22 protein-coding genes and 5 tRNA genes are annotated in these 25140 nt (G+C 67.0%); 20 read left to right on the top strand and 7 right to left on the bottom strand.

Annotation, left to right across the window (positions count from 1 at the left end; translation table 11 throughout):
- Positions 1–87: 87 nt before the first annotated feature.
- From PI246_RS13800 to PI246_RS13820, 5 genes are all read right to left on the bottom strand, one after another.
- Positions 88–163 (bottom strand) — tRNA-Glu (locus PI246_RS13800).
- 13 nt (positions 164–176) lie between these two features.
- A tRNA-Ala gene (locus PI246_RS13805) sits at positions 177–252 on the bottom strand.
- Between the two features lie 47 nt (positions 253–299).
- A tRNA-Asp gene (locus PI246_RS13810) sits at positions 300–376 on the bottom strand.
- Positions 377–445: 69 nt separating this feature from the next.
- Positions 446–521, bottom strand: a tRNA-Glu gene (locus PI246_RS13815).
- Between the two features lie 11 nt (positions 522–532).
- Positions 533–608 (bottom strand) — tRNA-Ala (locus PI246_RS13820).
- Positions 609–775: 167 nt separating this feature from the next.
- Here PI246_RS13820 and PI246_RS13825 point away from each other — a divergent pair.
- From PI246_RS13825 to PI246_RS13845, 5 genes are all read left to right on the top strand, one after another.
- Positions 776–2536, top strand: a complete 1761-nt coding sequence (locus PI246_RS13825) for a cation:proton antiporter (protein WP_320551891.1) — start codon at positions 776–778, stop codon at positions 2534–2536.
- 162 nt (positions 2537–2698) lie between these two features.
- A complete protein-coding gene (locus PI246_RS13830) occupies positions 2699–3484 on the top strand; it encodes an FKBP-type peptidyl-prolyl cis-trans isomerase (protein WP_320551892.1) in 786 nt (261 codons plus the stop codon).
- 133 nt (positions 3485–3617) lie between these two features.
- Entirely contained in the window at positions 3618–4967 is a 1350-nt protein-coding gene (locus tag PI246_RS13835; protein ID WP_320551893.1) for a UDP-glucose dehydrogenase family protein, read from the top strand.
- The gene (locus tag PI246_RS13840; RefSeq protein ID WP_320551894.1) at positions 4960–5172 is read left to right on the top strand and encodes a SlyX family protein; all 213 of its coding nucleotides are present in this window, start codon (positions 4960–4962) and stop codon (positions 5170–5172) included. The genes PI246_RS13835 and PI246_RS13840 overlap by 8 nt, the downstream gene beginning before the upstream one ends.
- A gap of 23 nt (positions 5173–5195) precedes the next feature.
- Entirely contained in the window at positions 5196–5825 is a 630-nt protein-coding gene (locus PI246_RS13845; RefSeq protein WP_320551895.1) for a DUF2058 family protein, read from the top strand.
- A gap of 70 nt (positions 5826–5895) precedes the next feature.
- Here the strand turns inward: PI246_RS13845 and PI246_RS13850 are convergent, their stop codons facing one another.
- The gene (locus PI246_RS13850) at positions 5896–7947 is read right to left on the bottom strand and encodes a 3-hydroxyacyl-CoA dehydrogenase NAD-binding domain-containing protein (RefSeq protein WP_320551896.1); all 2052 of its coding nucleotides are present in this window, start codon (positions 7945–7947) and stop codon (positions 5896–5898) included.
- Between the two features lie 159 nt (positions 7948–8106).
- Here PI246_RS13850 and PI246_RS13855 point away from each other — a divergent pair, with 159 nt between their 5' ends.
- The 11 genes from PI246_RS13855 (at position 8107) to recO (ending at position 19790) form a co-directional block, all read left to right on the top strand.
- On the top strand, positions 8107–8589 hold the full coding sequence (locus PI246_RS13855; protein WP_320551897.1) for a hypothetical protein: 483 nt from the start codon (positions 8107–8109) through the stop codon (positions 8587–8589).
- Between the two features lie 7 nt (positions 8590–8596).
- On the top strand, positions 8597–11119 hold the full coding sequence (locus PI246_RS13860; protein WP_320551898.1) for a putative bifunctional diguanylate cyclase/phosphodiesterase: 2523 nt from the start codon (positions 8597–8599) through the stop codon (positions 11117–11119).
- A gap of 130 nt (positions 11120–11249) precedes the next feature.
- Positions 11250–11846, top strand: coding sequence for an RNA polymerase sigma factor RpoE (gene rpoE / locus PI246_RS13865; RefSeq protein WP_320551899.1), 597 nt, complete (start codon positions 11250–11252; stop codon positions 11844–11846).
- Complete coding sequence (locus tag PI246_RS13870) at positions 11843–12508, top strand: sigma-E factor negative regulatory protein (protein WP_320551900.1); 666 nt, start codon at positions 11843–11845, stop codon at positions 12506–12508. Before rpoE ends, PI246_RS13870 begins: the two co-directional genes overlap by 4 nt.
- Before the next feature lie 122 nt (positions 12509–12630).
- Positions 12631–14058: a DegQ family serine endoprotease gene (locus tag PI246_RS13875; RefSeq protein WP_320551901.1), complete on the top strand. Its 1428-nt coding sequence runs from the start codon at positions 12631–12633 to the stop codon at positions 14056–14058.
- Positions 14059–14187: 129 nt separating this feature from the next.
- Positions 14188–15978: a translation elongation factor 4 gene (lepA, locus tag PI246_RS13880; RefSeq protein WP_320551902.1), complete on the top strand. Its 1791-nt coding sequence runs from the start codon at positions 14188–14190 to the stop codon at positions 15976–15978.
- A 98-nt stretch (positions 15979–16076) separates the two neighbouring features.
- Complete coding sequence (gene lepB, locus PI246_RS13885) at positions 16077–16976, top strand: signal peptidase I (RefSeq protein WP_320551903.1); 900 nt, start codon at positions 16077–16079, stop codon at positions 16974–16976.
- Between the two features lie 136 nt (positions 16977–17112).
- Positions 17113–17487: a DUF4845 domain-containing protein gene (locus PI246_RS13890; protein ID WP_320551904.1), complete on the top strand. Its 375-nt coding sequence runs from the start codon at positions 17113–17115 to the stop codon at positions 17485–17487.
- 3 nt (positions 17488–17490) lie between these two features.
- Complete coding sequence (rnc, locus tag PI246_RS13895; protein ID WP_320551905.1) at positions 17491–18144, top strand: ribonuclease III; 654 nt, start codon at positions 17491–17493, stop codon at positions 18142–18144.
- Positions 18141–19076, top strand: a complete 936-nt coding sequence (gene era / locus PI246_RS13900) for a GTPase Era (RefSeq protein WP_320551906.1) — start codon at positions 18141–18143, stop codon at positions 19074–19076. Before rnc ends, era begins: the two co-directional genes overlap by 4 nt.
- A 21-nt stretch (positions 19077–19097) precedes the next feature.
- Positions 19098–19790 carry a DNA repair protein RecO gene (gene recO / locus PI246_RS13905; RefSeq protein ID WP_320551907.1) on the top strand — a complete coding sequence of 231 codons (693 nt, stop codon included), beginning with the start codon at positions 19098–19100 and terminating at the stop codon, positions 19788–19790.
- Between the two features lie 7 nt (positions 19791–19797).
- Here the strand turns inward: recO and PI246_RS13910 are convergent, their stop codons facing one another.
- Positions 19798–20547, bottom strand: coding sequence for a response regulator (locus tag PI246_RS13910; RefSeq protein WP_320551908.1), 750 nt, complete (start codon positions 20545–20547; stop codon positions 19798–19800).
- Positions 20548–20592: 45 nt separating this feature from the next.
- Here PI246_RS13910 and PI246_RS13915 point away from each other — a divergent pair, with 45 nt between their 5' ends.
- The 4 genes from PI246_RS13915 to PI246_RS13930 all read left to right on the top strand — a co-directional run bounded on the left by PI246_RS13915 (position 20593) and on the right by PI246_RS13930 (position 25132).
- The gene (locus tag PI246_RS13915) at positions 20593–22620 is read left to right on the top strand and encodes an AsmA family protein (RefSeq protein WP_320551909.1); all 2028 of its coding nucleotides are present in this window, start codon (positions 20593–20595) and stop codon (positions 22618–22620) included.
- 29 nt (positions 22621–22649) lie between these two features.
- Complete coding sequence (locus PI246_RS13920; RefSeq protein ID WP_320551910.1) at positions 22650–23240, top strand: YdbL family protein; 591 nt, start codon at positions 22650–22652, stop codon at positions 23238–23240.
- An 84-nt stretch (positions 23241–23324) separates the two neighbouring features.
- Positions 23325–24623 carry a 23S rRNA (uracil(1939)-C(5))-methyltransferase RlmD gene (rlmD, locus tag PI246_RS13925; RefSeq protein ID WP_320551911.1) on the top strand — a complete coding sequence of 433 codons (1299 nt, stop codon included), beginning with the start codon at positions 23325–23327 and terminating at the stop codon, positions 24621–24623.
- A gap of 2 nt (positions 24624–24625) precedes the next feature.
- Complete coding sequence (locus tag PI246_RS13930; protein ID WP_320551912.1) at positions 24626–25132, top strand: CYTH domain-containing protein; 507 nt, start codon at positions 24626–24628, stop codon at positions 25130–25132.
- The last annotated feature ends 8 nt before the right edge of the window (positions 25133–25140 follow it).

The raw sequence follows: 25140 nt of genomic DNA on the forward strand, positions 1-25140 counted from the left end.
GAGCGGACGGGACTCGAACCCGCGACCTCCGGCGTGACAGGCCAGCATTCTAACCGACTGAACTACCGCTCCGAACTGCTCTTCAAGTGGCGTCCCCACGGGGATTCGAACCCCGGTCGCTACCGTGAAAGGGTAATGTCCTAGGCCTCTAGACGATGGGGACGTACGGTGAAACATGGTGGAGCCAGCCGGGATCGAACCGGCGACCTCCTGCATGCCATGCAGGCGCTCTCCCAGCTGAGCTATGGCCCCGCGTACTGCGAAAAAAATCCGCCCAACAGGCGGATTCTTGAAAGTAATGGCGGAGCGGACGGGACTCGAACCCGCGACCTCCGGCGTGACAGGCCAGCATTCTAACCGACTGAACTACCGCTCCGAACTACTTTTCAAACCTTCCAACCACAAACCAACTTCAGTACGCTCACTCCTTAGCGGACTAAGGAAGTGGCGTCCCCACGGGGATTCGAACCCCGGTCGCCACCGTGAAAGGGTGATGTCCTAGGCCTCTAGACGATGGGGACGTACTAGAAGTTGGTGGAGCCAGCCGGGATCGAACCGGCGACCTCCTGCATGCCATGCAGGCGCTCTCCCAGCTGAGCTATGGCCCCCTGCTGGAAGCCGCAAAGATTACGGCCGAATGCCGGACCCGTCAAGCGTTCGTTACATTTTTTTCAAACCCACATGTCCGTTCCCGCGCGTCGCCATGCACGGCACGCAAGCGTGTGCGTCGTCCGCCCGCGGGTTAACCTGTTCGCCTATCCATCGAAGGACAGGCATGCACGGCATCGTTTTCATCCAGGATCTCGCCACGGTCATGCTCGTGGCCGGGCTTACCACGGTGCTGTTCCAGCGCCTCCGCCAGCCGGTGGTGCTCGGCTACATCATCGCGGGCCTGCTGATCGGGCCGCATACGCTGCCTTTCATCTTCATCCACGACGAAGAGACCATCCGCACGCTGTCGGAACTCGGCGTGATCCTCCTGCTCTTCGCCCTCGGCCTGGAATTCAGCCTGAAAAAGCTGCGCGAGGTGGGCGGGGCGGCGCTGGTCGCCGCCTTTGCCGAGATCGTGCTGATGGTGTGGATCGGCTACGAGATCGGCCGATTCTTCGGCTGGTCGGCGATGGATTCGATTTTTCTCGGCGCGATGCTGTCGATCTCCTCGACCACCATCATCATGAAGGCGCTCGAAGACCTGAACCTCAAGCGCGAGCGCTTCGCGCAGCTGATGTTCGGCATCCTCATCGTCGAAGACCTGCTCGCCATCGTGCTCATGGCGCTGCTCACCGGCATCGCGAGCACCGGGGGCGTGGAAACTGGGCAGGCGCTGGCCGCCGTCGGTCGCCTGGGCCTGTTCATGGCGGTGTCGCTGGTGGTGGGCCTGCTGCTGGTACCGCGCGTGGTCGACTACATTGCCCGGGTCAGCCGCAACGACGTGCTGCTGGTGGCGGTGCTGGGCATTTGCTTCGGCTTCTGCCTGCTGGTGACCGAACTGGGCTACAGCGTGGCCCTGGGCGCCTTCATGATCGGCGCCATCGTGGCCGAATCCGAGAGCGTGGCGCGCATCGAGCGGATCATCATGCCGGTGCGCGACATGTTCAGCGCGATTTTCTTCGTTGCCATCGGCATGCTGATCGACCCCGCGCTGCTGGTCGAATACGCTTGGCCAATCACCATCGTCACCGTCGCCGTGGTGGTGGGCAAGGTCGTGACCTGCAGTTTCGGCAGTTTCGTCGCCGGCAACGGCGGTCGCACGTCGCTTCGGGTGGGCATGGGCCTGGCCCAGATCGGCGAGTTTTCGTTTGTGATCGCTTCGCTGGGCCTCAGCCTGAAGGTGACCAGCGGGTTCCTTTATCCCGTGGCCGTCGCGGTCTCGGCGATTACCACCTTCCTCACCCCCTACCTCATCCGCGCGTCCGATCCCCTGGCCGCGGCGCTGGGCCGAACCCTGCCGGCGCGGGTCACGGGCGTGTTCGGCGCCTACACCGAATGGATGGGCAACCTGGGGCTGCAGGGGCAGGGCGCCATCGTCATGAAGATGATCCGGCGCCTGGTCTGGCACGTGGTCATCAACATGGTGCTGGTCATCGCGGTGTTCATCGTGACGGCCTTCGCCTACCGCCGCGGTTTCATGCACCTGGACCTCCTGAGCGCCGACCCGACCGTTCGGCGCAGCCTGGCCTGGTCGGTCGCGGCGCTGCTCTCGTTGCCGATGGTGGTGGCCGCCTACCGCAAGGCGGGAGCGCTGGGCATGCTGCTGGCGGAACTGAGCATCCCGGACCGCTTCGGTGCGCGCACCTATACCATCCGGTCGGTGCTGGGCCGGATCATTCCCGTGGTGGCGATGCTTATCCTGGGCCTGCTCGTCGCCGCGCTGGCGTCCACCATCCTGCCGCCGCGCGAGGTGGCGCTGGTGCTGGTGCTGATCGGCATCGGCCTCACCTGGCTGCTCTGGCGGGTGTTGGTGCAGGTGCACGCCCGGCTCCAGGCGGCCCTGCGCGACACGCTGGAAAAGCCCGGCCACGGCCACGAGGAGTGAGCCTTTCGTCACATCGGCGAAAGGCTGGTGAACTTTTCGCGTGAAACCCTGTCTTTCGGCCGTCATTGCAAGCTGGCCGCGAACCACCGCACAATGGCGTTTCTGCCTCCACAAGGAGGTGAACCGGCGGCGTCGCCAAATCTTTCCAAGAGGGAGTATCGAATGAAGCACTTTTTGCGTCCCACGATGACGGCCGTCGCCCTGGCGGTTGCGCTGGGTACGGCCGCGGGCGCATCCGCGCAAGGCGCCAAGGCCGCCGCCAAGCCGGCTGCCGCCACGGGTACCGTCGACAAGCAGAAGGCCAGCTACGTCGTGGGTTGGGATCTCGCCAGCTCGCTGCCGCCGCTCGTCGCCCAGGAAGTCGATCCGGCGACCGTCGCCAAGGCCCTGCAGGCCGCGCTGTCCGGCCAGAAGCCGACCATGACCGAGGCGGAAGCCAAGGCCACCCGTGAAGCCTTCGTGGCTCAGCTGAAGACCAAGGCCGAGGCCGAGTACAACAAGGTCGCCGCCGAGAACAAGAAGGAAGGCGACGACTTCCTCGCCAAGAACAAGACCGCTCCGGGCGTGAAGGTCACGGCGTCGGGCCTCCAGTACCAGGTCGTCCAGGCCGGCACCGGTGCGCGTCCGGGTCCGAACGACACGGTCACCATCAACTACACCGGCACCTTCGTGAACGGCCAGAAGTTCGACTCCTCGGCCGACCACCAGCCGCCGGGTCCGGCGCAGATCCCGCTGGCCGCCGTGATTCCGGGCTTCCGCGAAGGCCTGCAGCTGATGCAGACCGGCGGTAAGTACAAGCTCTTCATCCCGTCGAACATCGCCTACGGCGCCAAGCCCGAGAACGGCTTCCCGCCCAACGCGACGATCATCTTCGACGTCGAGCTGGTCAAGACCGGTCCGACCCCGGCCGGCAAGGGCCCGGGCGCTCCGTCGGCCGACGGCAAGTAAGCTCCGGTCTTACGCAATGCCCGAAAGGCGCGGAGCGATCCGCGCCTTTTTCTTTTGTTTTTTCTTTTCGCCCACCGGACGGCGGCTTACAATTTGCCGTTGCGACGCACGCGTCGAGCCTCCCGGGAGCTTCATGAAAGTCACGATCTTCGGAACCGGCTATGTCGGACTCGTCACGGGCACCTGCCTGGCCGAGATGGGCAATCACGTGGTCTGCGTCGACGTGGACGCGGGCAAGGTCGAACGCCTGAAACAGGGCGACGTGCCCATCTATGAGCCGGGCCTCGAGCCGATGGTCATCCGCAACCACGAGGAAGGCCGGCTCGATTTCACGACCGACGCCGCTGGCGGCGTCGCCCATGGTGACATCGTGTTCATTGCCGTCGGCACGCCGCCGGACGAAGACGGCAGCGCCGACCTGCAATATGTCCTCGCCGTCGCGCGTACCATCGGCGACCACATCGACCGGTATGCCGTGGTGGTCAACAAGTCCACGGTGCCCGTCGGCACGGCCGATCGCGTCCGCGGGGCCGTGGCGGAGCAACTCGCGGCCCGCAGCTCGATGGTGCCGTTCGATGTGGTATCCAATCCCGAATTCCTCAAAGAGGGCGACGCGGTCGAAGACTGCCTGCGCCCCGACCGCATCGTGGTGGGCTCGTCGAGTGCCAAGGCCATCGCGCTGTTGCGCAAGCTCTACGCCCCGTTCAACCGCAATCACGACCGTATGGTCGTCATGGACGAGCGCTCGGCGGAACTGACCAAGTACGCGGCCAACGCGATGCTGGCCACGAAGATCAGCTTCATGAACGAGATGGCGAATATCGCGGAGCGCGTGGGTGCCGATATCGAGCTCGTGCGGCAGGGCATCGGTGCCGATCCGCGCATCGGCTACCATTTCATCTACCCGGGTGCCGGGTACGGCGGGTCGTGTTTCCCAAAGGACGTGCAAGCCCTCGCGCGCACGGCGCACGCGGCAGGCTACGACGCACGCCTGCTCGGTGCCGTGGAGGCCGTCAACGACACCCAGAAATCACGCCTGTTCGAATTGCTTTCCGGGCACTTCAAGGGTGAGCTGAAGGGCCTCACGGTGGCCGTGTGGGGCCTCGCGTTCAAGCCCAACACCGACGACATGCGCGAGGCGTCGAGCCGCCGCCTGATGGAGCGTTTGTGGGAAGCGGGCGCCAAGGTGCGTGCCTTCGATCCCGAGGCGGCTGGCGAGGCCCGCCGCCTCTACGGCGAACGCGATGACCTCCAGTTGGTCGAGCGGCCCTATCAGGCGCTGGAGGGCGCCGATGCGCTGGTGATCGTGACCGAATGGAAGGCGTTCCGCAGTCCTGACTTCACCCGCGTCAAATCGTTACTGTCGACGCCGGTGATCTTCGACGGCCGCAATCTCTACGATCCGGCGACGGTCGAGGAGGCCGGCATCGCCTACTACGGCATCGGCCGTGGCCGCAGCCTCAAGGGGCGCGAACATGGGTGAGCTGGACGACCGGGTGACCGAACTCGAAGTGCGCCTGGCCTTCATCGACGATACGGTCAACGACCTGTCGTCGGCGGACGCGGAAATCGCACGTCGCCTCGACCTCATCGAACGGGCGTTACGCGACCTGCGTTCCGACCTCGTCAACATGCGCGCGGGGCTGGGCAGCGACCCGGCAACCGAACCCCCGCCGCCGCACTACTGAACACCGAACGAGCCTTACTGACCATGGCAGAGTCCCTGCGCGACCAGTTGTTGAAAAGCGGTCTCGTCAAAGAGATCCGCGAAGAGAAAAGGACATCCCCGCCGCCCAAGCAGGGCGGATTCAGTGGTCAGCCCTATGCGGGCAAGCAGCCCCGGCACGGCGGCGGCAAGCCGCATGGCGGTCGCCCGGGCCAGGGCGGTGGCGGATCGAAGCCCCAGGGTGGCCAGCGTCCGCCGCGTAAGGATGGCGAGATCGACCTCGCCAAGGCCTATGCCATCCGTGCACAGGCCGAGGCCACCGAGCGCCGCAGGGCCGAGGCCGAAGCGGCCGAACAGGCGCGCCTGCGCAAGGAAAAGAAACGCAAGGTCGAAGACTTGCTGAAGGGCAAGGCGCTCAACCTCGCCGAGGCCGAACACGTTCGCCATTTCCCCTATGGCGATAAGATCCGTCGCGTGCACGTCGACACGGCCCAGCTGGCCGCGATCAACGCGGGCGAGTTGGGCGTGGTGCAGCAGGGCGGCCGCTATCTCGTCGTGGACAAGGTGGTGATCGATGAACTGCGCGGCATCGCCCCGGAGTTCATCGCCTTGATGGTCGACCCGAATGCACCGGACGCCTCCGACGACGGTGTCCCCGACGATCTCATCTGGTAGCTCGTTTTATGCGTTATGGGGCGGCGACGGTTCGACACCGTCGCCGCCCCATCGTGCGCACGGCGCGCTCCTACGGAGCGGTGAGTTCAGGGAGGTCCCAGCCTTCCTTTTTCGCGAAACGGGCGCCGTGCTTCTGCTCGAGCTTCGCAAGCCGCTCACGCACCGAGGCCACGCCTTCGCTGCGCACGTACTGGATCGGGCCGCCGCGGAACGGTGCGAAGCCGGTACCGAAGATCACACCGGCGTCGAGCAGGTCGGCGTCGTCGACCACGTTTTCCGCGAGGCAGGCAATGGCTTCGTTGACCATCGGCAGGATCATCCGGTCCTGCAGGTCGGCCGGCGGCACGTAGTCGGGATCGACCTCAGGCTTGTCGGGCTTGCCTTCCTTCCACACATAGAGCCCTTCGCCATCCTTCTTGCCACGCTTGTTCCCGGCGAGACGGTCTTCGAGTCCCTGCGGAATCTCCAGGCCAAGGAACGGCGCGAGTTCTTTGCCCACCGAGGCGCAGACATCGAGTCCGACGGTATCCGCCAGTTCAATGGGGCCCATCGGCATGCCGAACTTTTTCGCCTCGCGGTCGAGCACGGGACCCGGCACGCCCTCGTTGTAAAGGCGCATGGCCTCCATGAGGTAAGGCATCAGGATGCGGTTGACCAGAAACCCCGGGGTGCCCTTGACCGGCACGGGGAGCTTGCCGATGGCCTTGCAGAAGGCGAGGGCACGTTTCTCGCTGTTGTCGTCGAGCCGGTCGTGACGCACGACTTCCACCAGTGGCATCTGCGCCACCGGATTGAAGAAGTGCAGGCCGAGAAACCGCTGCGGCGCGACCAGGCCCTGGCGTAGTTCGTCGAGCGGAATCGACGACGTGTTGCTGGCGAGGATCTCGTCGGCCTGGAACTGCGGCTCGATCGTGGCATACAGCGCGTGCTTGGCCTCGGGATTCTCGAAGATGGCTTCGATCGCGAGGTCGGCCTGGGCGACTCCCTTGCCTTCCACGTCGGCGCGTAACCGGCCGACGGCGGCCTCCACTTTCGCGGGCGTTTTGAGCTTTTTCTCGAACAGCGTGCGCGCACGCTGGATCGCCGGTTCGACGAAACGCAGTTCGCGATCCTGCAGCGTCACCGTGAAACCCTTCAGAGCCGCCCAGGCGGCGATGTCGCCACCCATCGTGCCCGCGCCCACGACGTGGACGTGTTCGATGCCGTGATCGACGCCGCCGCCGAGGCCCTTGAGGCGCTCCTGCAGGAAGAAGATGCGGATGAGGTTGTGCGCGGTCGGGGTCGCGGAGAGCTTCGTCACCGAGCGGGCCTCGAGCTTGAGACGCTGCTGGATGCTGGCGCCGCCACGAGCCCAGGTGTCGATGAGCGCGAACGGTGCGGGGTAGTGTTCTTTGCGTACTTTCGCGGCGGTCTGCTTGCGCACCATCGGCGCGAGGATGGCCCGCGCCGGTGCGATATTGGTGGCCCATGCTTTCGCGCGCTGCGCGAAGGGCCGGCGGGTGGGGCGCTTCGCCAGGTGGCGCGCCTCCGCCAGGAGTTCGTCCGGCGCGGCGAGGCGGTCGACCAGGCCCACGGCCTTCGCGCGACGCGCGGTGAACGGCTTGCCGGTCAGCATGGCGGGCAGAGCGTCGGGCGCGCCGATGAGGCGGGGCAGGCGGGCGCTGCCGCCCCAGCCCGGATGAATGCCCAGCATCACTTCGGGCAGGCCGATCTTCGTGCGGTCGTCGTCGGCGGCGATGCGCAGGCGGCAGGCCAGGGCCAGCTCCGTGCCGCCGCCCATGCAGGCGCCGTGGATAGCCGCCACCGTCGGGCAGGGCAGCCGGGCCAGGTTTTCGAAAACGCGCTGACCGTATTCGATCGTGTCCCGCACCGTGCCGGTCTGGGCGTAGGCCACGAATTCGCGCACGTCGGCGCCCACGGCGAACCCGGACGGCTTGACGGAGTGGATCACCACGCCGCGCGGGTTTTCGATGGCGAGACGTTCCACAAGGGTGTCCAGCTCCTCGAGCACCGCGCGGGAAATCGCATTGGCGCTGGCGCCGTCACGGTCGAGGGTCAGTACGACGATGCCGTCGTCGCCCTCGTGGGTCTTCCAGTGCTTGAATCGGAGTCCTTCGAACATGGCGGTCGTGCGGTGGCGAATGAGCGCATCACCATACCGTTCCGCCGGGCCGAATGCGAGATACCCCCGCGTATGGTCGCGATGCGGGATGACTCGCGGCGCTGGCGCCTGCCCGCGTTTGGCTCGATACTTTGAGCCATTTCCGGCCAATCCCTTTCCATGTCCGCCAACCCGCACGCCGGCACCGATCTGTTCGAGCGCATCCTGTCGGCATCCGGCCCCCTGGTGGCCCTGCGGACGAGCGACGCCGGGGCACTCGTCGAGCAGTTTCGCCTTGTCGCGCGACGCACCGGCCAGGCGGCTTACCTATGGCGGGGTGCCGAAGGGCTGGTCAGCCTGCGCGACGCGCAGATGCGGGTGCCGGGCTGCGCCCGCCTGGGAGACGCACTGCGCTACATCCTGCAGAGCCTGCATTTCGGCGTTTACCTGCTGGAAGTGCCGGCCGGCCCGACGAGCTCGACCGACAGCGCCCTCCTGCGGCAACTGGCACGGGCGCAGACCGGCCACGTACGCCGCGTGGTGCTGCTCGGCGCCGATCCCTTGCATGTGGGCGGGCTGGGCGACGACGTGATCGTCGTGGACGCCGACCGCCAGGCGTATTCGGCGACGCCCCGGTTGCGTGATGGCCGGTGGGTGGTCTGACCCGCCCATGACCGGTCCCAGGGGCATCCTCGTTTTCACGCCGCGCAAGGACACCCGGCGAGCGGTGTTCGACGCGCTCGACGCGGAGGGCGACTTCGCGCTGTTGAGTGCGCGGGACGCCAGCCAGCTGGCGGCGCTTCTCGTGGATGCGCCGCCGCTGCACGTCGCCGTGGTCGCGGCGGACGGTACCGACGACATCGCGCAGGGCCTGCGCATCCTGCGCGCCCGTCCCGAGTACGCGACGTTGCCGGTCGTCTACCTCGTCGCCGATGCACCCGGAAGCACGGCGCCCTCCGATCATGCGGATTGGCTGCGCGAAAACGCCGTGGGCGACGAACTTGTCCATCGCCTGCGCGCCGCGATGGCCGGGCATGCGCCCGACGAGACGCCTCCGGTTTCCTTCGCCGGCGACTACCGTTTCGCTTTCGACACGGGGGGCGCCTGGGTGGTGGCGAACACGCCCGAAGGGTGCGTCCTCGAAAGTGGCGAGGCGATGAACCGCCTGTGCATGGGCGACGGGCCGGTCGCCGGCCGCCTGCTTCGCGAATTGTTCGTGCTTTCGGGTGAATCGACCTGGCCCTTGCCCGACGGCGATGGCCATCCCTGCGTGCTTCGTCGCGGCGATGGTCGTGACGTGCCGGGCGAGGTCGACGTACGCCACCTCGTCGACGCACGCGGTCACCGGGTGGCCGTGGGATTCCGCGATCTGCGCGTGGGACAGGTAGCCGACCGCGCCCTGGGTTTGCTCGCCGAGCTGGATGCCTTTCCGGCCGACGACGAAGGCATGGGTGCCACCGCGGGCAAGGTCGCCGACGCGCTCGGACTCGACGTCCTCGCGCTCTGGTCGGCTTTCCCGGAGACCGACGGCGAGCCCGCGCTGGTCGCCCGTGTGGGGGGGCGGACCGAGTGGCCCGACGCTGCGGACATCCCCTTGCTGCAGCTGTGCCTGCATGGCGAAGCGCTGTCGCGCCTGGTCGAGGGGCCGGGCGTGGCGATGGCCGATCCGCTCGTGGAATCGCTCGGCCTGGAGGCTTTCGCGTTTCTTCCGCTGATGGACGAACGGCGCAACGTGGTCGGCGCGATGCTGGCGGGCAGCCGGCGGCACGTGGGCGCCGGGCGCATGCTGGAGGTGGCCCTGCGGGCGGTCGGTGCGCGTTTCGCTGCCGCCTTGGAGTTGCGCCGCAGTCGCGAGCAGGGGCGTGCCCGCGGCTTGATCGATCCCCTCACCGGGTTGCCCAACCGTCTGCTTTTCGACGACCGGCTGGATACCACCATCCGCGAGGCCGCCCGCACCGGCGAACGGTTCGCGGTGCTGATGATCGACCTGGACCGATTCAAGGGGATCAACGACACGCTCGGGCATGCCGCCGGCGACCAGGTCTTGTCCGCCGTGGCCCGGCGCCTGCGCGCGAGCGTGCGCGGGTCGGACACCGTGGCGCGCTACGCCGGTGACGAGTTCACGATGATCCTGCGTCATATCGTCAAGCGCGACGACGTTCAGCGCATCGCCGAGAAGGTGGTGCAGGCGATGGAACTGCCGCTCGGCCTGGGCGACGGGTCGGAGTTGCAGTCCACCGTATCGATCGGCGTCGCGTTCTTTCCCGACGACGCGCTCGAGAGCGAGGCGCTGCTGCACCACGCCGACGAGGCGATGTATGGCGCCAAGAGCCTGGGCCGCAACAATTACCAGGTTTACGCGAGCAACGTCGACACCTCCCAGCAACAGCAGAACGAGCTGAAGTCGCGCCTGCGTCACGCGGTGCGCAACGGCGAGTTGCGCGTGTTCTACCAGCCCCAGGTCAACACGGTCAGCGAAGACATCGTTGGCATGGAGGCCCTGGTCCGCTGGGAGCATCCGGGGTTGGGCATGATCAGTCCGGCGTTTTTCATTCCCCTGGCCGAGACGACGGGGCTCATCGTCGCCATCGGCGAATGGGTGCTGCGGCACGCCTGCGAGCAGGCGCGGCTTTGGCAGGACCGCTACGGACTGGGCCTGCGCCTGGGCGTGAATCTCTCCGCGGTGCAGCTGATGCAGCCCGGTCTGGTAGGGGAGGTCGCCACCATCCTGCGCGAGACGGGCCTGGACCCCTCGCTGCTCGAGCTCGAGGTCACCGAAAGCATCAGCGTCAAGACCGTGCCGCATCTGGAAGACACCCTTCAGGCGCTGCATGCCCTGGGCTGCGGCATCGCCATCGACGACTTCGGCACCGGCGCCGCCTCCCTCGATTACCTGCGTCGCCTGCCCGCGGGCCGCATCAAGATCGACCAGAGCTTCGTGCGCAACATCGGCGTCGATCCCGACGACGAGGCCATCGTGCGCTCTACCATCGAGATGGCGCATCGTCTCAAGCGCGAGGTGGTCGCCGAGGGGGTCGAGGTGGAGGAGCACCTGCAGTTCCTCCGGGCCCAGGGGTGCGATGAACTGCAGGGCTACCTGTTCTGCCGGCCCTTGCCAACGCCCACGTTCGAGAAGCTGCTCGCCGAGCGCCAGCGGATCGTGGGCGACCGACTCCCGGCGGTGACGGCGTGAGCCGGGTTGAGCTGACGATGCCGGACCGCATATTTTTTCCGAACCGCCCGGCGCGGGCGGAACTTGCGCCGGTGGTGTTTGTCTCAAGTGCGCCCGCGACTGGCCCTGACGCGTGAAGGAGACGGCCCGGATGGGCGAAAACGAACTGGATCAAGTACTTGTTGAGCGCGTGCAGCAGGGTGACCGCCGCGCGTTCGACCTGCTGGTCCGCAAGTATCAACACAAGGTCGTGGCGCTCATCTCCCGCTATGTCCACGACTGGACCGAATGCGAAGACATCGCCCAGGAAGCGTTCGTCCGGGCCTGGCGCGCCCTGGGCTCGTTCCGGGGCGAGAGCGCGTTCTACACCTGGCTATACAAGATCGCGGTCAACACCGCCAAGAATCACCTGGTGGCGATGGGCCGTCGTCCGCCCACGGGCGACATCGACATCGAGGATGCCGTTTACGTGCCTGGGGCCAGCCGCATGCACGAGAGCGCCACGCCCGAACGTGAACTGATGCGCGAACAGGTGGAACAAACGGTGTTTTCCACTGTCCAAGCCCTGCCCGAGGAGCTTCGGGTCGCGATCACCCTGCGCGAGGTGGAAGGCAAGAGCTACGAGGAAATCGCCTCCCTCATGGACTGCCCCATCGGCACGGTCCGTTCGCGTATTTTCAGGGCCCGCGAGGCCATCGACGAGAAACTGCGGCCGTTGCTTTCCGACCGCGAGGATAAAACCCCATGAGCGAAGCCCAGCGCGAATCGATCTCCGCCGGCATGGACGGCGAGCTGTCGCGGGAGGAAATCCGTTTCCTGCTGCGCCGCATGGCGTCGGATGCTGACCTTCCGGATGCGTGGTCCCGTTATCACGTCGCCCGCGACGGCGTGCGTGGTGAAGTGCTTCCGCCGGTGTCACGCGACTTCGCCAGCCGGGTGATGGCGGCGATCGAGGCGGAGGCCGAGCAGGCCGCCGTACCGGTCGCGGCACCGCGTCGGCGCTGGTTGCACTGGTCCGCGGGCGGCGCCATCGCCGCGAGCGTGGCGGTGGCCGCGCTCATGCTCTCCCAGCCGACCGGCAACGGGCCGGCGGGCGTGTCGCCGGTGGCCCAGGGCGTTCCGGCGTCGTCGGAGGGTGTCTCGAACCCGATCGCCGACGTCGTGCGCGAACCCGCGCAGGCGCCGGCCGTACCGCAATGGTTGAGCGGCAACATGGCCTCCCAGTTCACGCAGAAAGCGGCGTTCGAGGGCCCGGGTGACGATGGCGGCCTTTACCTGCCACGTTCCACGCCTTACCAGATCCACCGCACCCGCGCCGCCCAGGCGCCGGAGAGCAACGGCTACATGCTGCTGGTTCGCCCTGACGGCAGCCGCTATGTGGCACCGATTGCGGCACCCCAGGCCCGCTGAGGCCGCGCTTGCGCAACGCGCGCCGGCTGACGTCGGCGCGCCTTTCGCTCCCCACTCGATTTCGTAACGATCCGTGCGGCAGGTGCCGCACGGGCAGCCGTGTCCAAAAAAGGAGGAAAACGATGGCTTTCTGGCATGTACGCGCGCTTCTGGGCGGCGCCCTCGTCGTGGCGGCGACGGGTGCGCAGGCGCAATCGCTGCCGGACTTCACCGGAATCGTCGACAAGTACGCGCCCGCCGTGGTCCACGTCGAGGCGAAGACCACCGGTGCGCACCGGGGCAAGGGCCGCAAGGCAACGCCGGACACCATGCCGGACGACCAGGACGACCTGCTCAGGCGGTTCTTCGGCATGCCAGGGATGCCGGGCATGCCGACGCAGCCTTCCGAGCAAACCTCGCTCGGCTCGGGCTTCATCATCTCCCCCGATGGCTACATCCTGACCAACGACCACGTCGTCGAGGACGCGGACAAGGTGACGGTGCGCCTCCAGGATCGGCGCACCCTGACGGCGAAAGTGGTCGGCGCGGATCCGCAGTACGACATCGCCCTGCTGAAGGTCGATGCCGCCGCGCTGCCCACGGTCACCATCGGCGATTCGCGCACCGTCAAGCGCGGCCAGTGGGCACTGGCGATCGGCTCGCCGTTCGGCCTCGACGCTACCGTGACCCACGGCATCATCAGCGCGGTTGGCCGCAACCTGGGCAGCGGTGATCAGCCCTACACCTCGTTCATCCAGACCGACGTGCCGATCAATCGCGGCAACTCCGGCGGTCCGCTGTTCAACCTGCAGGGCCAGGTGATCGGCATCAACTCCCAGATCTACTCCACCTCGGGTGGTTACCAGGGCCTGTCGTTCTCGATTCCGATCGACGTCGCGATGAACGCGGTGCAGCAGATCAAGGAGAAGGGCTACGTGTCGCGGGGCATGCTCGGCGTCACCGTGCAGCCGGTCGACGACTTCGTGAAGAACCTCGACCTGCCCAACGCCAGCGGCGCGCTTGTGGCCCAGGTCACGCCAGGCAGCGGTGCCGACAAGGCCGGCCTGAAGCAGGGCGACGTCATCCTCTCGTTCAACGGCACGCCGATCATGCAGTCGGCGGACCTCCCGCCCCTGGTCGGCATGACCCGGCCGGGTGCCATGGCCAAGGTCGAGATCCTGCGCGACGGCAAGAAGCAGGCTGTCGACGTCAAGGTCGGCGAACTGCCGCGGGACAAAAACGCCCTGGCGTCGGCGGGCACTGACACGGCGGGCGACGCCGCCGCGGCCCTGGGCCTGACCGTGCAGGACATCGACGCCTCGACCCGTTCCGAGTTGGGGCTCAAGGCTGGCGAGGGCGTGGTGGTCGGCAAGGTATCGGGGCGCGCGGCGGCCAGCGCCGGCCTCCAGGCAGGTGACATCGTGCTGATGGTCAACCAGAAACGCGTTGGCAGCGCCGCGGCGTTCCGGGAGGCCACCAAGGGCATCAAGCCCGGCGACACGGCCATGCTGCTGGTCCGCCGCGACGACACCACCCGCTTCGTCGGCATCACGGTGCCTTCCGATCGCTGATCGGCCCGGCCGCCCGCCGTTCGGCGGCGGGCGGTCTTCCATGCGATAATGCGGGATTAGCGCCGGCCCGGATGGGTCGGCGCGCGTCGTTCGCGCCGCGAGCGATGGTGAACGTGACCACGGCGCTCCATGGAACTCATCCGCAACTTCTCCATCATTGCCCACATCGACCACGGCAAGTCGACCCTGGCCGACCGCATCATCCAGCTCTGCGGCGGACTCTCCGAGCGCGAAATGGAAGCGCAGGTCCTCGACAACAACCCGATCGAGCGTGAGCGCGGCATCACCATCAAGGCCCAGTCGGTCTCGCTGCCCTACAAGGCGCGCGACGGCAAGACCTACCAGCTCAATTTCATCGATACCCCCGGCCACGTCGACTTCTCCTATGAAGTCAGCCGCTCGCTGTCCGCCTGCGAAGGCGCGCTGCTCGTGGTCGACGCCGCCCAGGGTGTCGAGGCCCAGTCGGTCGCCAATTGCTATACCGCCATCGAGCAAGGCCTGGAGGTCATCCCGGTCCTGAACAAGATCGACCTGCCTACCGCGGACATCGACAAGGCCAAAGCCGAGATCGAGGCCGTGATCGGCCTGGACGCCAGCGACGCTATCCCCGTCAGCGCCAAGACGGGGCAGAACGTCGTCGAGGTGCTCGAAGCCATCATCCATCGCATCCCGGCGCCGAAGCCGAGGGACACCGACAAGCTCCAGGCGCTGATCATCGATTCCTGGTTCGACAACTACTTGGGCGTGGTGTCGCTGGTGCGCGTGATGCAGGGCGAGATCCGGCCTGGCGACAAGATCCTCGTCATGTCCACCGGACGCACCCACCTGGTCGACGACGTGGGCGTGTTCACGCCCAAGCGCAAGAAGCTCGAGAAGCTGTCGGCGGGCGAGGTGGGCTGGATCAACGCCTCCATCAAGGATGTCCATGGCGCGCCGGTGGGCGACACCCTGACCCACGCGGGCAAGCCGGCCGAAGAGCCGCTGCCGGGCTTCCAGACGATGCAGCCGCGTGTCTTCGCCGGTCTCTTCCCGGTGTCGGCCGACGACTACCCGGCGTTGCGCGAGGCGCTCGACAAGCTGCGCCTCAACGATGCCGCGATGTTCTTCGAGCCGGAAAGCTCCGAGGCGATGGGCTTCGGCTTCCGCTGCGGCTTCCTCGGCATGCTGCACATGGAGATCGTGCAGGAGCGCCTGGAGCGCGAGTACGACCTCGACCTCATCACCACCGCGCCCACCGTGGTCTACGAGGTCGCCAAGACCGACGGCACGGTCATGGAGCTCGACAACCCGGCCAAGCTGCCCCCGCCGCAGACCATCGCCGAGATCCGCGAGCCCATCATCGTCGCCAACGTGCTCACGCCGGCCGACTATGTGGGCAACGTGATCAAGCTGTGCGAAGAAAAGCGCGGCGTGCAGCGTTCCATCCAGTATCTCGCCACCCAGGTGCAGGTCACGTACGAACTGCCGCTGGCCGAGGTGGTGCTCGATTTCTTCGATCGTCTGAAATCGGTGTCGCGCGGTTACGCATCGATGGATTACCACCTCGAGCGGTTCGATGCCGGCCCGTTCGTGCGCGTGGACATCCTGATCAACGGCGATCGGGTCGACGCGCTCAGCCTTATCGTGCACCGCTCGCACGCCGACCGTCGCGGTCGCGAGCTGGTCGAACGCATGAAAGACCTGATCCCCCGCCAGCAGTTCGATGTGGCGATCCAGGCCGCCATCGGCGCGGCGGTGATCGCCCGTTCGACGGTGAAGGCGCTGCGCAAGAACGTGCTGGCCAAGTGCTACGGCGGCGACGTTTCGCGAAAGAAGAAACTTCTCGAGAAGCAGAAGGAAGGCAAGAAGCGCATGAAGCAGGTGGGCAGCGTGGAAATCCCGCAGGAGGCCTTCCTGGCGGTGCTCAAGGTCGACAAGTGAGCGCCCTTCGCGCGGCTTGACGTTTCACCCATGGAAACCCGGCGCCGGATGCGCCGGAATGGACCTCGCGGTCCCTCGACACGATTGACGGAGTTGGCATGGCATTCGATTTTTCGGCGATCCTGCTCGGCCTGACGGTTCTTTTCGGACTGATCTGGCTGTTCGACCGCCTGTTCCTCGCCAAGGGCCGCCGCGCCCGCAGCGAGAACCTGGGCGAAGAGCAGCCCGAACCGTGGCCGGTGGACTGGGCCCGTTCGCTGTTCCCGGTGATCCTGGTGGTGCTGTTGCTGCGCTCGTTCGTGGCCGAGCCGTTCCGCATTCCCTCCGGATCGATGATGCCGACCCTCGACGTCGGCGATTTCATCCTGGTCAACAAGTTCAGCTACGGCCTGCGCATGCCGGCCTTCAACAATAAGCTGCTCGAGAACGGTGAGCCACGCCGCGGCGATGTCGTGGTGTTCCGCTTCCCGGGTTACCTCTGCAAGGACGACCAGGGCAACACGGTCCGCAGTGGCGACATCACCTGTCAGAATCCCCACGCCCCGGTGCCTGGCGAAAACTGGATCAAGCGCGTCATCGGCCTGCCGGGCGACCGCATCGAAACGCGCGGCAGCGAGTTGTACATCAACGGCGAGCGCGTGGGCATGGACGAGATCGGTCCCTACAAGGGCAACATGAACGAGCCCGAAGACCGCCTTCTCATGACCTATGGCTCCAAGCTCTACACCGAGCACCTGGGTAGCATCAGCCACACGATCGCGCTCACCCCCGCCTACAACATGCCCAATGACATCCCTAACGCCCTGGTGCCTTCGGAAGTGCCCCAGGGTTGCTACATCGTGATGGGCGACAACCGCATGAACAGCACCGACAGTCGCTGGTGGGGCTGCATGCCGGAGAAGAACCTCGTGGGCAAGGCGTTCTTCGTGTGGCTGGCGTGGCGCGGGCCCAGCAACGGGTGGTTCGACGCAGGCCGGATGTTCCGGGTGATCCATTGATCGAAGGGTGCCCCCCGTCACGCGCCGCGGTGTCACGAACGGCGGCAGACGCGGTAATCTCCGCAGCGGGGCGCCCGGCGCCCCGCCTTCACTTTGGCATCCACAGGGGAGCCGCCCGGCGCGGCGGGACACGAGCATGAAGACCAGGCAATCGGGCGTCACCCTCATCGGCTTTCTCGTCATGCTGCTCGTGCTGGGCTTTTTCGCCTACATGGGCATGAAGCTGGCGCCCTCGTACATCGAGTTCTTCGGCGTGAAGAAGGCCATGAGCCAGATAGCGTCCGACGGCGCCCCCGCCGACCTGAATCAGCTGCGCCAGAATCTCCTGTTCAAGATGAACTTCCAGTACGTGGACGACGCCACCATCAAACCCAAGGACATCACCCTCGACCGCAGCAACAACGCGACGATGCTCGAGGTGTCCTACGACAAGCGCATCCACTTCCTCTACAACATCGACTTCCTCCTGCACTTCGAAAACGCAGTGCCCTTGAGGAATGTGCAGGCGTGATCCGTGCAGTTTCCGCACCACTTCCGTAATCCGTCCCTCGCGGACCTCGCGCTCACGCATCGCAGCGTGGGCAAGCCGAACAATGAGCGGATGGAATTCCTCGGTGACGCGTTGTTGGGCGTCACCGTGGCTGAACTTCTCTACGACGCGCATCCCAACGCCAGCGAGGGCGAACTGTCCCGGCTTCGCTCGCAGCTGGTGAACGGACAGGCGCTCGCCGTGATCGCGCGCGAACTTGAACTGGGCGACCGCCTGAAGCTCGGTCCGGGCGAGCTGAAGAGCGGCGGTTTCCGCCGCGACTCCATCCTCGCCGACGCGTTCGAAGCGCTGATCGCGGCGGTCTATCTCGACGACGGCTACGATGCCTGCCGCCAGGTCGTGCGCCGGCTGTTCACCCCGCGCATCGCGGAATTGAAGCGGTCCAGCAAGGATGCGAAAACGCGGCTGCAGGAGTGGCTGCAGGGCAAGGGCCTTCCCTTGCCCGTTTACGAACTCATCGACAGCTACGGCGAAGACCACGCCAAGACCTTCGACGTCAGCTGTTCCATCGACGAGCCCCAATCCATCCGTATCGAAGGCCGCGCCGGCAGCCGCCGCGCCGCCGAGCAGGAGGCCGCTGAGGCCGTGCTCCGTCGATTGCAGGACACCCGACCATGAATGACCTCGACCATGATGCCGGCGACGAAGCGCGCGCCACCGACGACTTCCGCTGCGGCTATGTCGCCCTGGCCGGGCGCCCGAACGTCGGCAAGTCCACGCTGCTCAACGCGTTGATCGGCGTGCGCCTTAGCATCGTCAGCCATCGCCCGCAGACGACCCGCCATCGCATCCTCGGCATCTCGACCAAGCCGGAAGGTCAGATCCTCTACGTCGACACGCCGGGCCTGCACAAAGGCGGCAAGCGTGCGATGAACCGCAGCATCAATCGCGCGGCGCGCGCGGCGGTGACCGAGGTGGATCTCGCCGTGCAGGTGATCGAAGCCGGCCGCTGGACCGACGAGGATGCCGCCATGTATGCCGCCCTCGCCGAACAGGGCGACCTGCCGAAGCTGCTGGCGATCAACAAGGTCGACCTCCAGAAGGACAAGACCGCCATGCTGCCGTTCGTGGCCGACCTGATGCAGAAGCATCCGTTCGACGACGTGTATTACGTCAGTGCCCTGAAGTCGAAGGGACTCGACGGGCTGGAAAAGGGCATCCTCAAGCGCCTGCCCGGGCAGCCGGCGATCTACGGTGAAGACGAGATCACCGACCGTAGCGAGCGTTTCCTCGCCGCGGAGATGGTGCGCGAGCAGCTGATGCTACGCCTCGACCAGGAGCTGCCCTACGCGACCACGGTGGAGATCGAGCGCTTCGAGGATCGTCCCGATGGCGTCGCCGAGGTACACGCGGTGATCTGGGTCGAACGTGACGGGCAGAAGGCCATCGTGATCGGCGCGGGCGGCGCGCAGTTGAAAGCCATCGGCTCGTCCGCACGCAAGGCGATGGAGCACCTCTTCGAACGCAAGGTGTTCCTCAAGCTCTGGGTCAAGGTGCGCGAAGGGTGGGCCGACGACGAAAACCTGCTCAAGCGCTTCGGTTACGAGTGAGCCGCCCGGAGACGCGCCGCCATGCGTATCGAGCGGGAACCCGCCTTCGTGCTACATGCGCGGCCCTACCGCGAAACCTCGATGCTGGTGGAGTGCCTCACCCGCGACCAGGGCCGCATCGGGGTCGTCGCGCGGGGCGTCAGGCGGGAGAGAGCGAGGCTCCAGCGCGCCCAACTGGAGCCCTTCCAGCGCCTTGAACTCGATCTGCTGTTGAAAGGCGAACTGGCCACGCTGCGCGAGGCCGAGCCTGTGGGGCCCGTGTTGCGTCTCACCGGCGACGCGGGCATGGCCGGTCTCTACCTCAACGAACTCGTCGTGCGCCTAACCGGCCGGCAGGATCCCCTCCCGGCCTTGTTTCGGCATTACGAACGCACGCTCGCGCGGATGGCGGCGGGCGAACCCCTGGCCTGGACGCTGCGCCGTTTCGAGCGCGACATGCTCGAGGCGCTCGGTTATGCCCTCCAACTCGACATGGACGCCCTCGACGGCGAGCCCGTCGACCCCTCCCGCAGTTATCACTACAACCCCGAGGCCGGGCCGTCGCCAGGGCGGCCGGGTGACCCCGTTGCGATTCGCGGCCACGACCTGCTGGCCTTCGCGGCCGATACGTCGCCGGACGCGGCCGGGTTGTCGTCGTTGCGCCGGATGATGCGCCAGGTGATTTCCTTTCACCTTGGCGGCGGCGAACTCAGGGCGTGGCGCGTGCTTCGCTGATGGCGCGTCAAGGCGCAGCGTCCTGCAGCGCGGCCAGGGTGGCGCGCAGGGCCGACTGGAACCGACGTCGTGCCGCGCCTTCGGCTGTTCCGCCGGCTTCGAGGTGCCGTTGCCACGTCTTGACCTCGCCAGCCAGGCGCCCGGCACCGCAGAAGCCGCAGGCGGAGCGAAGGCGATGAAGGCGTTCGATCAGTGCGTCGGGACGATCAAGGAAGGTCGCCAGGTCGGCATCCAGTTCACGCAGTTCGTCCCGGAGCAACGCACGCAGGGCGTGCATGGTGCGGATGTCGCCCGTCGCCGCCAGGGCCTGCGCATCGTCCAGGACGCTCGCATCCGACGACGAACGCCCCAGCGAGGCCAGCGCCAGGCCCAGCACGTCGACTCGGCAGGGCTTTTCGATCACGCCGACGAAACCGGCCGCGAGCAGGCGACGGCGCGTGTCGGGCGTCACTTCCGCACTGGTGGCAAACGCGGCCGCGAGACGTGAGGCCGCCCGATCGTCGGCGCGCAAGTCGGACAGCACCGCTTCGGCGCCTGCGCCGGGCATCCGGCAATCGAGGAGGAGGGCGTCGAAGGCGTCGCGTCTGGCTTTTTCGAGGGCATCGCGCCCGTCGACGGCAAGGGTAGGGGCGTAGCCCAGGCGCCCGAGCGCCGCGGCGAGAAATTCCCTCGTGGACGCGTCGTCATCGGCGACCAGGATCGTCCTGGTCGAGGCAGTCGGCGGTGCGGAGCCCGTGCGGGATTCCGGGTAAGTCATGCAACGTTCCGTGTCGTTCATCTGGATTTGGCAGAATGGCCGACCATGCTCCCCGTATCAACCCGCCCATGGTTCGTTTTCGTCGTCGCCTGGTGCCTCGTCGCCTGGTCGGGCGGCGCATGGGCCACCGTGTCGGTCGAGGCGGACGCACTCGACGTCCCGGGCCTGAGCATGAGTCGCATGACGGCCGACATCGGCCCCGCCGACGAGGGCAAGGGCCTGACGGTTCGTCTGTCGGCCGACCGGGCGGACGTACCGTCGATGGGCTGGAAGAAACTGGGCGTGGGGCTCGATGGCCACCTCGATCGCGACGAAGCCGGCCGCTGGATCTTCGACGGTCGCGTGCGGTTGCACGGCGCCCCGGGCGGCGCCCTCACCGACGCATCACTGCGGATCGTCGCCGACGAATCGGCCAACACGCTCGAGGTGTCGCTCATCCAGGACAAGGCCCATGCCGCCGTGGCCTTTCCTCTCGACCAGCCGACCCACGCCCAGATCACGCTGAAGGGGTTGCCCGCGGGTTGGCTACAGGGATTGGTGTCCACCGTGTGGGCAGGCCGGCTGACGGCGGGCAAGGTCGATGCCGACCTGGCCCTCGACCTGCTCGACCAGAGCGTCCAGGCGGCCGGGCAGTTCGCCCTCGACGGCGTGGCGTTCGAAGGGCAGGGGGGCAAGCTGGCAGGCAACCGGCTCTCCGCAAACGGGCGGGTGGGTTTCGAAAAACGGGATCGCGGCGCCTCGATCGATCTCGACGGGTCGCTGCGGGGCGGCGAATTACTGCTCGGCCCGCTCTATGCCGCCTTGCCGGCGCATCCCGTGCAACTGTCGATGTCCACGGCGTCGACCCAGGGCGCCCTGGCCATCCAGCGGCTGCGCGTGACCGACCCGGACGCGCTTCAGCTCGAAGGCGAGATGGGCTTCGACGCCAAGGGGGACCTCGACCGCCTGAACCTTGATCGCTTCACGGCGCGCTTCCCGGCGGCCTACACGCGTTATGGCACCGGTCTGCTCAGAACGTTCGGCATCGACGGGCTCGCGGTGTCTGGCGGCCTCGCCGGCAGCGTGTCGATGGACGCGAAGGGATTGAGCGATTTCTCGTTTCAGACCGATAGCCTCGACCTGACCCTGGTCGGCGGGCGCTTCGGCGTGTCGGGGCTGCACGGCGCGGTCGACTGGAGCGCCACCGGCGAGCGACCGCCCACCACGCTCGGCTGGCGCGGCCTGCAGATGCTCACGATTCCCAACGGCCCGGCACAGGGCACATGGCAGAGTCGCGACGGCACGCTCGCGCTCACACGGCCCATGAGCGTCCCCGTACTCGACGGCCAGCTGCGCGTGCTTGGCCTTCGCTGGAAGCCGTCGGCGTCCAGCGGCGAGCGTCTGCAGACCTCGTTGGCGCTCACCCAGGTCGACATGGCGGCGTTGTGCCGCGCCCTCGGCTGGCCGGCCTTCAAGGGCACGGTGGGCGGCGCGGTGCCCAACCTGCGCTACGTCGACGATCGCGTCGAACTGGGCGGCGGCCTGTCGCTGAACGTCTTTGACGGATTCGTCGACATCACCGGCATGACGCTCGCCCATCCCTTCGGGGACGCGCCCGTGGTCACGGGCGACGTCGCGTTGCGCAACCTCGACCTCGGACTGCTCACCTCGGTCTTCGATTTCGGCAACATCACCGGGCGCATGAGCGGTGCGGTCGAGGCGCTGCGTCTGGTGGGTTGGAAGCCCGCCGCGTTCAACGCCCATTTCCTCGCCGACCAGGGCGGCCGGATCAGCCAGCAGGCGGTCAACAACCTGACGTCGGTCGGCGGCGGTGGCATCGCGGGTGGCCTGCAGGGCACGATGTTGAAAATCTTCAAGACCTTCGGCTACCGGCGCATCGGTCTGTCCTGCGTGCTCAAGGGCGACGTATGCACCATGGGCGGCCTGGGCAACGCCAGGGACGGGTACACCATCGTCGAAGGCAGTGGCCTTCCGCGGTTGACCGTGGTGGGGCATCAGCGCGACGTCGACTGGCCGACCCTCGTGCGCCGGCTCCAGGCGGCCACCGAAGGCGACGGGCCTGTCGTACGATGATTCCATCGAGCATTCCAAGGAGCCTATCCATGCGTCAATTGCTGATGACCCTGGTCACCTCGGCCGCCGTCGCCCTGGCGGGTTGCGTCACCATCAATGTCTACTTTCCCGAAGCGGCGGCGCAAAAGGCCGCCGATCAGTTCATCGGCAACGTGCTGGACGACAGCGGCGCCGCCCGGCCCGCCCAGAAGGCGCCGGAAAAACCCCGCCCCGAGGGCTCCGGCCCGTCCGCGTCGCTCCTTGACCTCGTGATTCCCCAGGCGATGGCCGCCGACAGCCCGGACATCCAGATCCGCACGCCCGAGACGGATGCCATCCGCGAGCGAATGAAGAGCCGTTTCGCCGGTGCGCTCAAGGGCCTGTTCGACAGCGGCGCGGTGGGTTTCTCCGCCGACGGCCTGGTCGCCGTGCGCGAGCAGGGTGCGATCCCGCTCGATCAGCGCTCGGTGGTCGACCAGGAAAACGCCGACCGCAACGCGCTCTACCGGGCGGTGGCCGCGGCCAACGGCCATCCCGAGTGGGAGCCGCGCATCCGCAAGACCTTCGCCGATGGCTGGATCCAGCGCGCGCCCGCGGGCTGGTATTATCAGGACGCCTCCGGCGCCTGGAAGCGCAAGTAGTTTTCGCCAGGAATCCGCCGCTTCCCAAGCGGCGCGTCCTCCCAGCCAGCCCGGACCCGTTCCGGGCTTTCAGTTTTTGAGCGCATGACCCCATTCGAAGCCACCATCACCGACCTCAGCCACGACGGCCGGGGCGTCGCCCGCATCGACAACAAGGCCACCTTCGTGGCGGGCGCCTTGCCCGGCGAGCGGGTGCTCCTTACGTACCGCAAGCGGCACCGCAACTACGACGACGCCGAGGTCGTCTCGGTCATCGAGCCCTCGCCCGATCGCGTGGAGCCCCGCTGCCAGCACTTCGGGCAGTGCAGCGGCTGCTCGTTGCAGCACCTGGCGCCCGCGGCGCAGATCGCCGCCAAGCAGCACGTGCTGGCGGAAAACTTCGAGCGCATCGGCAAAGTGGTGCCCGAGACATGGCTGCCGCCCCTCACCGACGAGCCCTGGGGCTATCGCCGCAAGGGGCGCTTCTCGGTGCGCTTCGTCACCAAGAAAGATCGCGTGCTGGTGGGGTTCCGGGAGGAGTCCAACCCACGCTTCGTCGCCGACATCCAGCGTTGCGAAGTCATCCACCCCGCGCTTGGCCCGAAGGTCGGCCTGCTGGCGGCGGTCGTGCAGCGTCTTGACGTCGCGCGCGACATTCCCCAGATCGAGTTCGCCGCGGGCGACGACACCGTCGCCCTCGTGTTTCGCCACCTGTCGCCGTTGTCGGCGCGCGATCGCGAGACGCTCGTGGCGTTCGGCAAGGAGCACGGCTTCGCCATCTACCTCCAGCCCGGCAACCAGAGCAGCGTGCATCCGCTGTGGCCCGAGGCGCCGCGCCTCGCGTTCGCGATTCCCGCCGACGGGGTGGAGCTGGAATTCCTGCCGCTGGATTTCGTCCAGGTCAACGCCGGCATGAACCAGCGGATGCTGGCCCGCACCCTCGAACTGCTCGACCTCCAGCCGACCGATCGCGTACTCGACCTGTTTTGTGGCCTGGGTAACTTCACCCTGCCCATCGCACGGCACGCGGCCGAGGTCGTGGGCGTGGAAGGCGAGCATGGCCTGGTCGAGCGGGCCGCCGCGAATGCCGCGCGCAACGGCCTGTCCAACGCCTCGTTCCGCGTGGCCAATCTCTTCGACGACCAGCGTAACGAGCCGTGGGCCAAGGCGGCCTGGGACAAGATCCTGCTCGACCCGCCGCGTGCGGGTGCCGACAAGGTGCTCGATTACCTTCCGCGCAAGGGCACCGATCGCATCGTCTACGTATCGTGCCATCCGGGCTCGCTGGCGCGCGACGCGGGATTGCTCGTGGCAAAGGGTTTTCGTCTGGTCAGCGCCGGGGTGATGGACATGTTTCCGCACACCGCGCACGTCGAATCCATCGCCCTGTTCGAGCGGCGCTGAGCATGGGCATCGAGATCGAACGCAAGTTCCTCCTGGCCGGCGACGGCTGGCGCGAGCACGTCGAACGCAGCGAAACCCTCGCCCAGGGGTACCTCGTGGATGCCGGCGCCATCACGGCCGGCCATGCGGCCTGTTCGGTGCGCGTGCGCCGCTCCGGTGAACGGGCATGGCTCAACATCAAGTCCGCCACGCTGGGCATCGAGCGGCAGGAATACGATTACCCGATTCCCCTCGCCGACGCCGAACGCCTGCTCGCCGACCTCTGCAACGGCGTGCTCCAGAAGCATCGTCACCATGTCATGGTCGATGGCGCACACTTTGAGATCGACGAGTTCCTCGGGGCGAATGCCGGCCTGTGGGTGGCCGAGATCGAACTGCCCGCGGTCGACGCGCCCTATCCGCGGCCCCCCTGGCTGGGCAGGGAAGTGAGCGACCAGGTGCGCTATTTCAACGTCAACCTCATCGACCGGCCTTACACGCAGTGGACGGCCGCCGAGCGGGAAGCCTAAGGAGACCT

Source organism: Luteibacter sahnii (assembly GCF_034063545.1).
Lineage (GTDB): Bacteria > Pseudomonadota > Gammaproteobacteria > Xanthomonadales > Rhodanobacteraceae > Luteibacter > Luteibacter sahnii.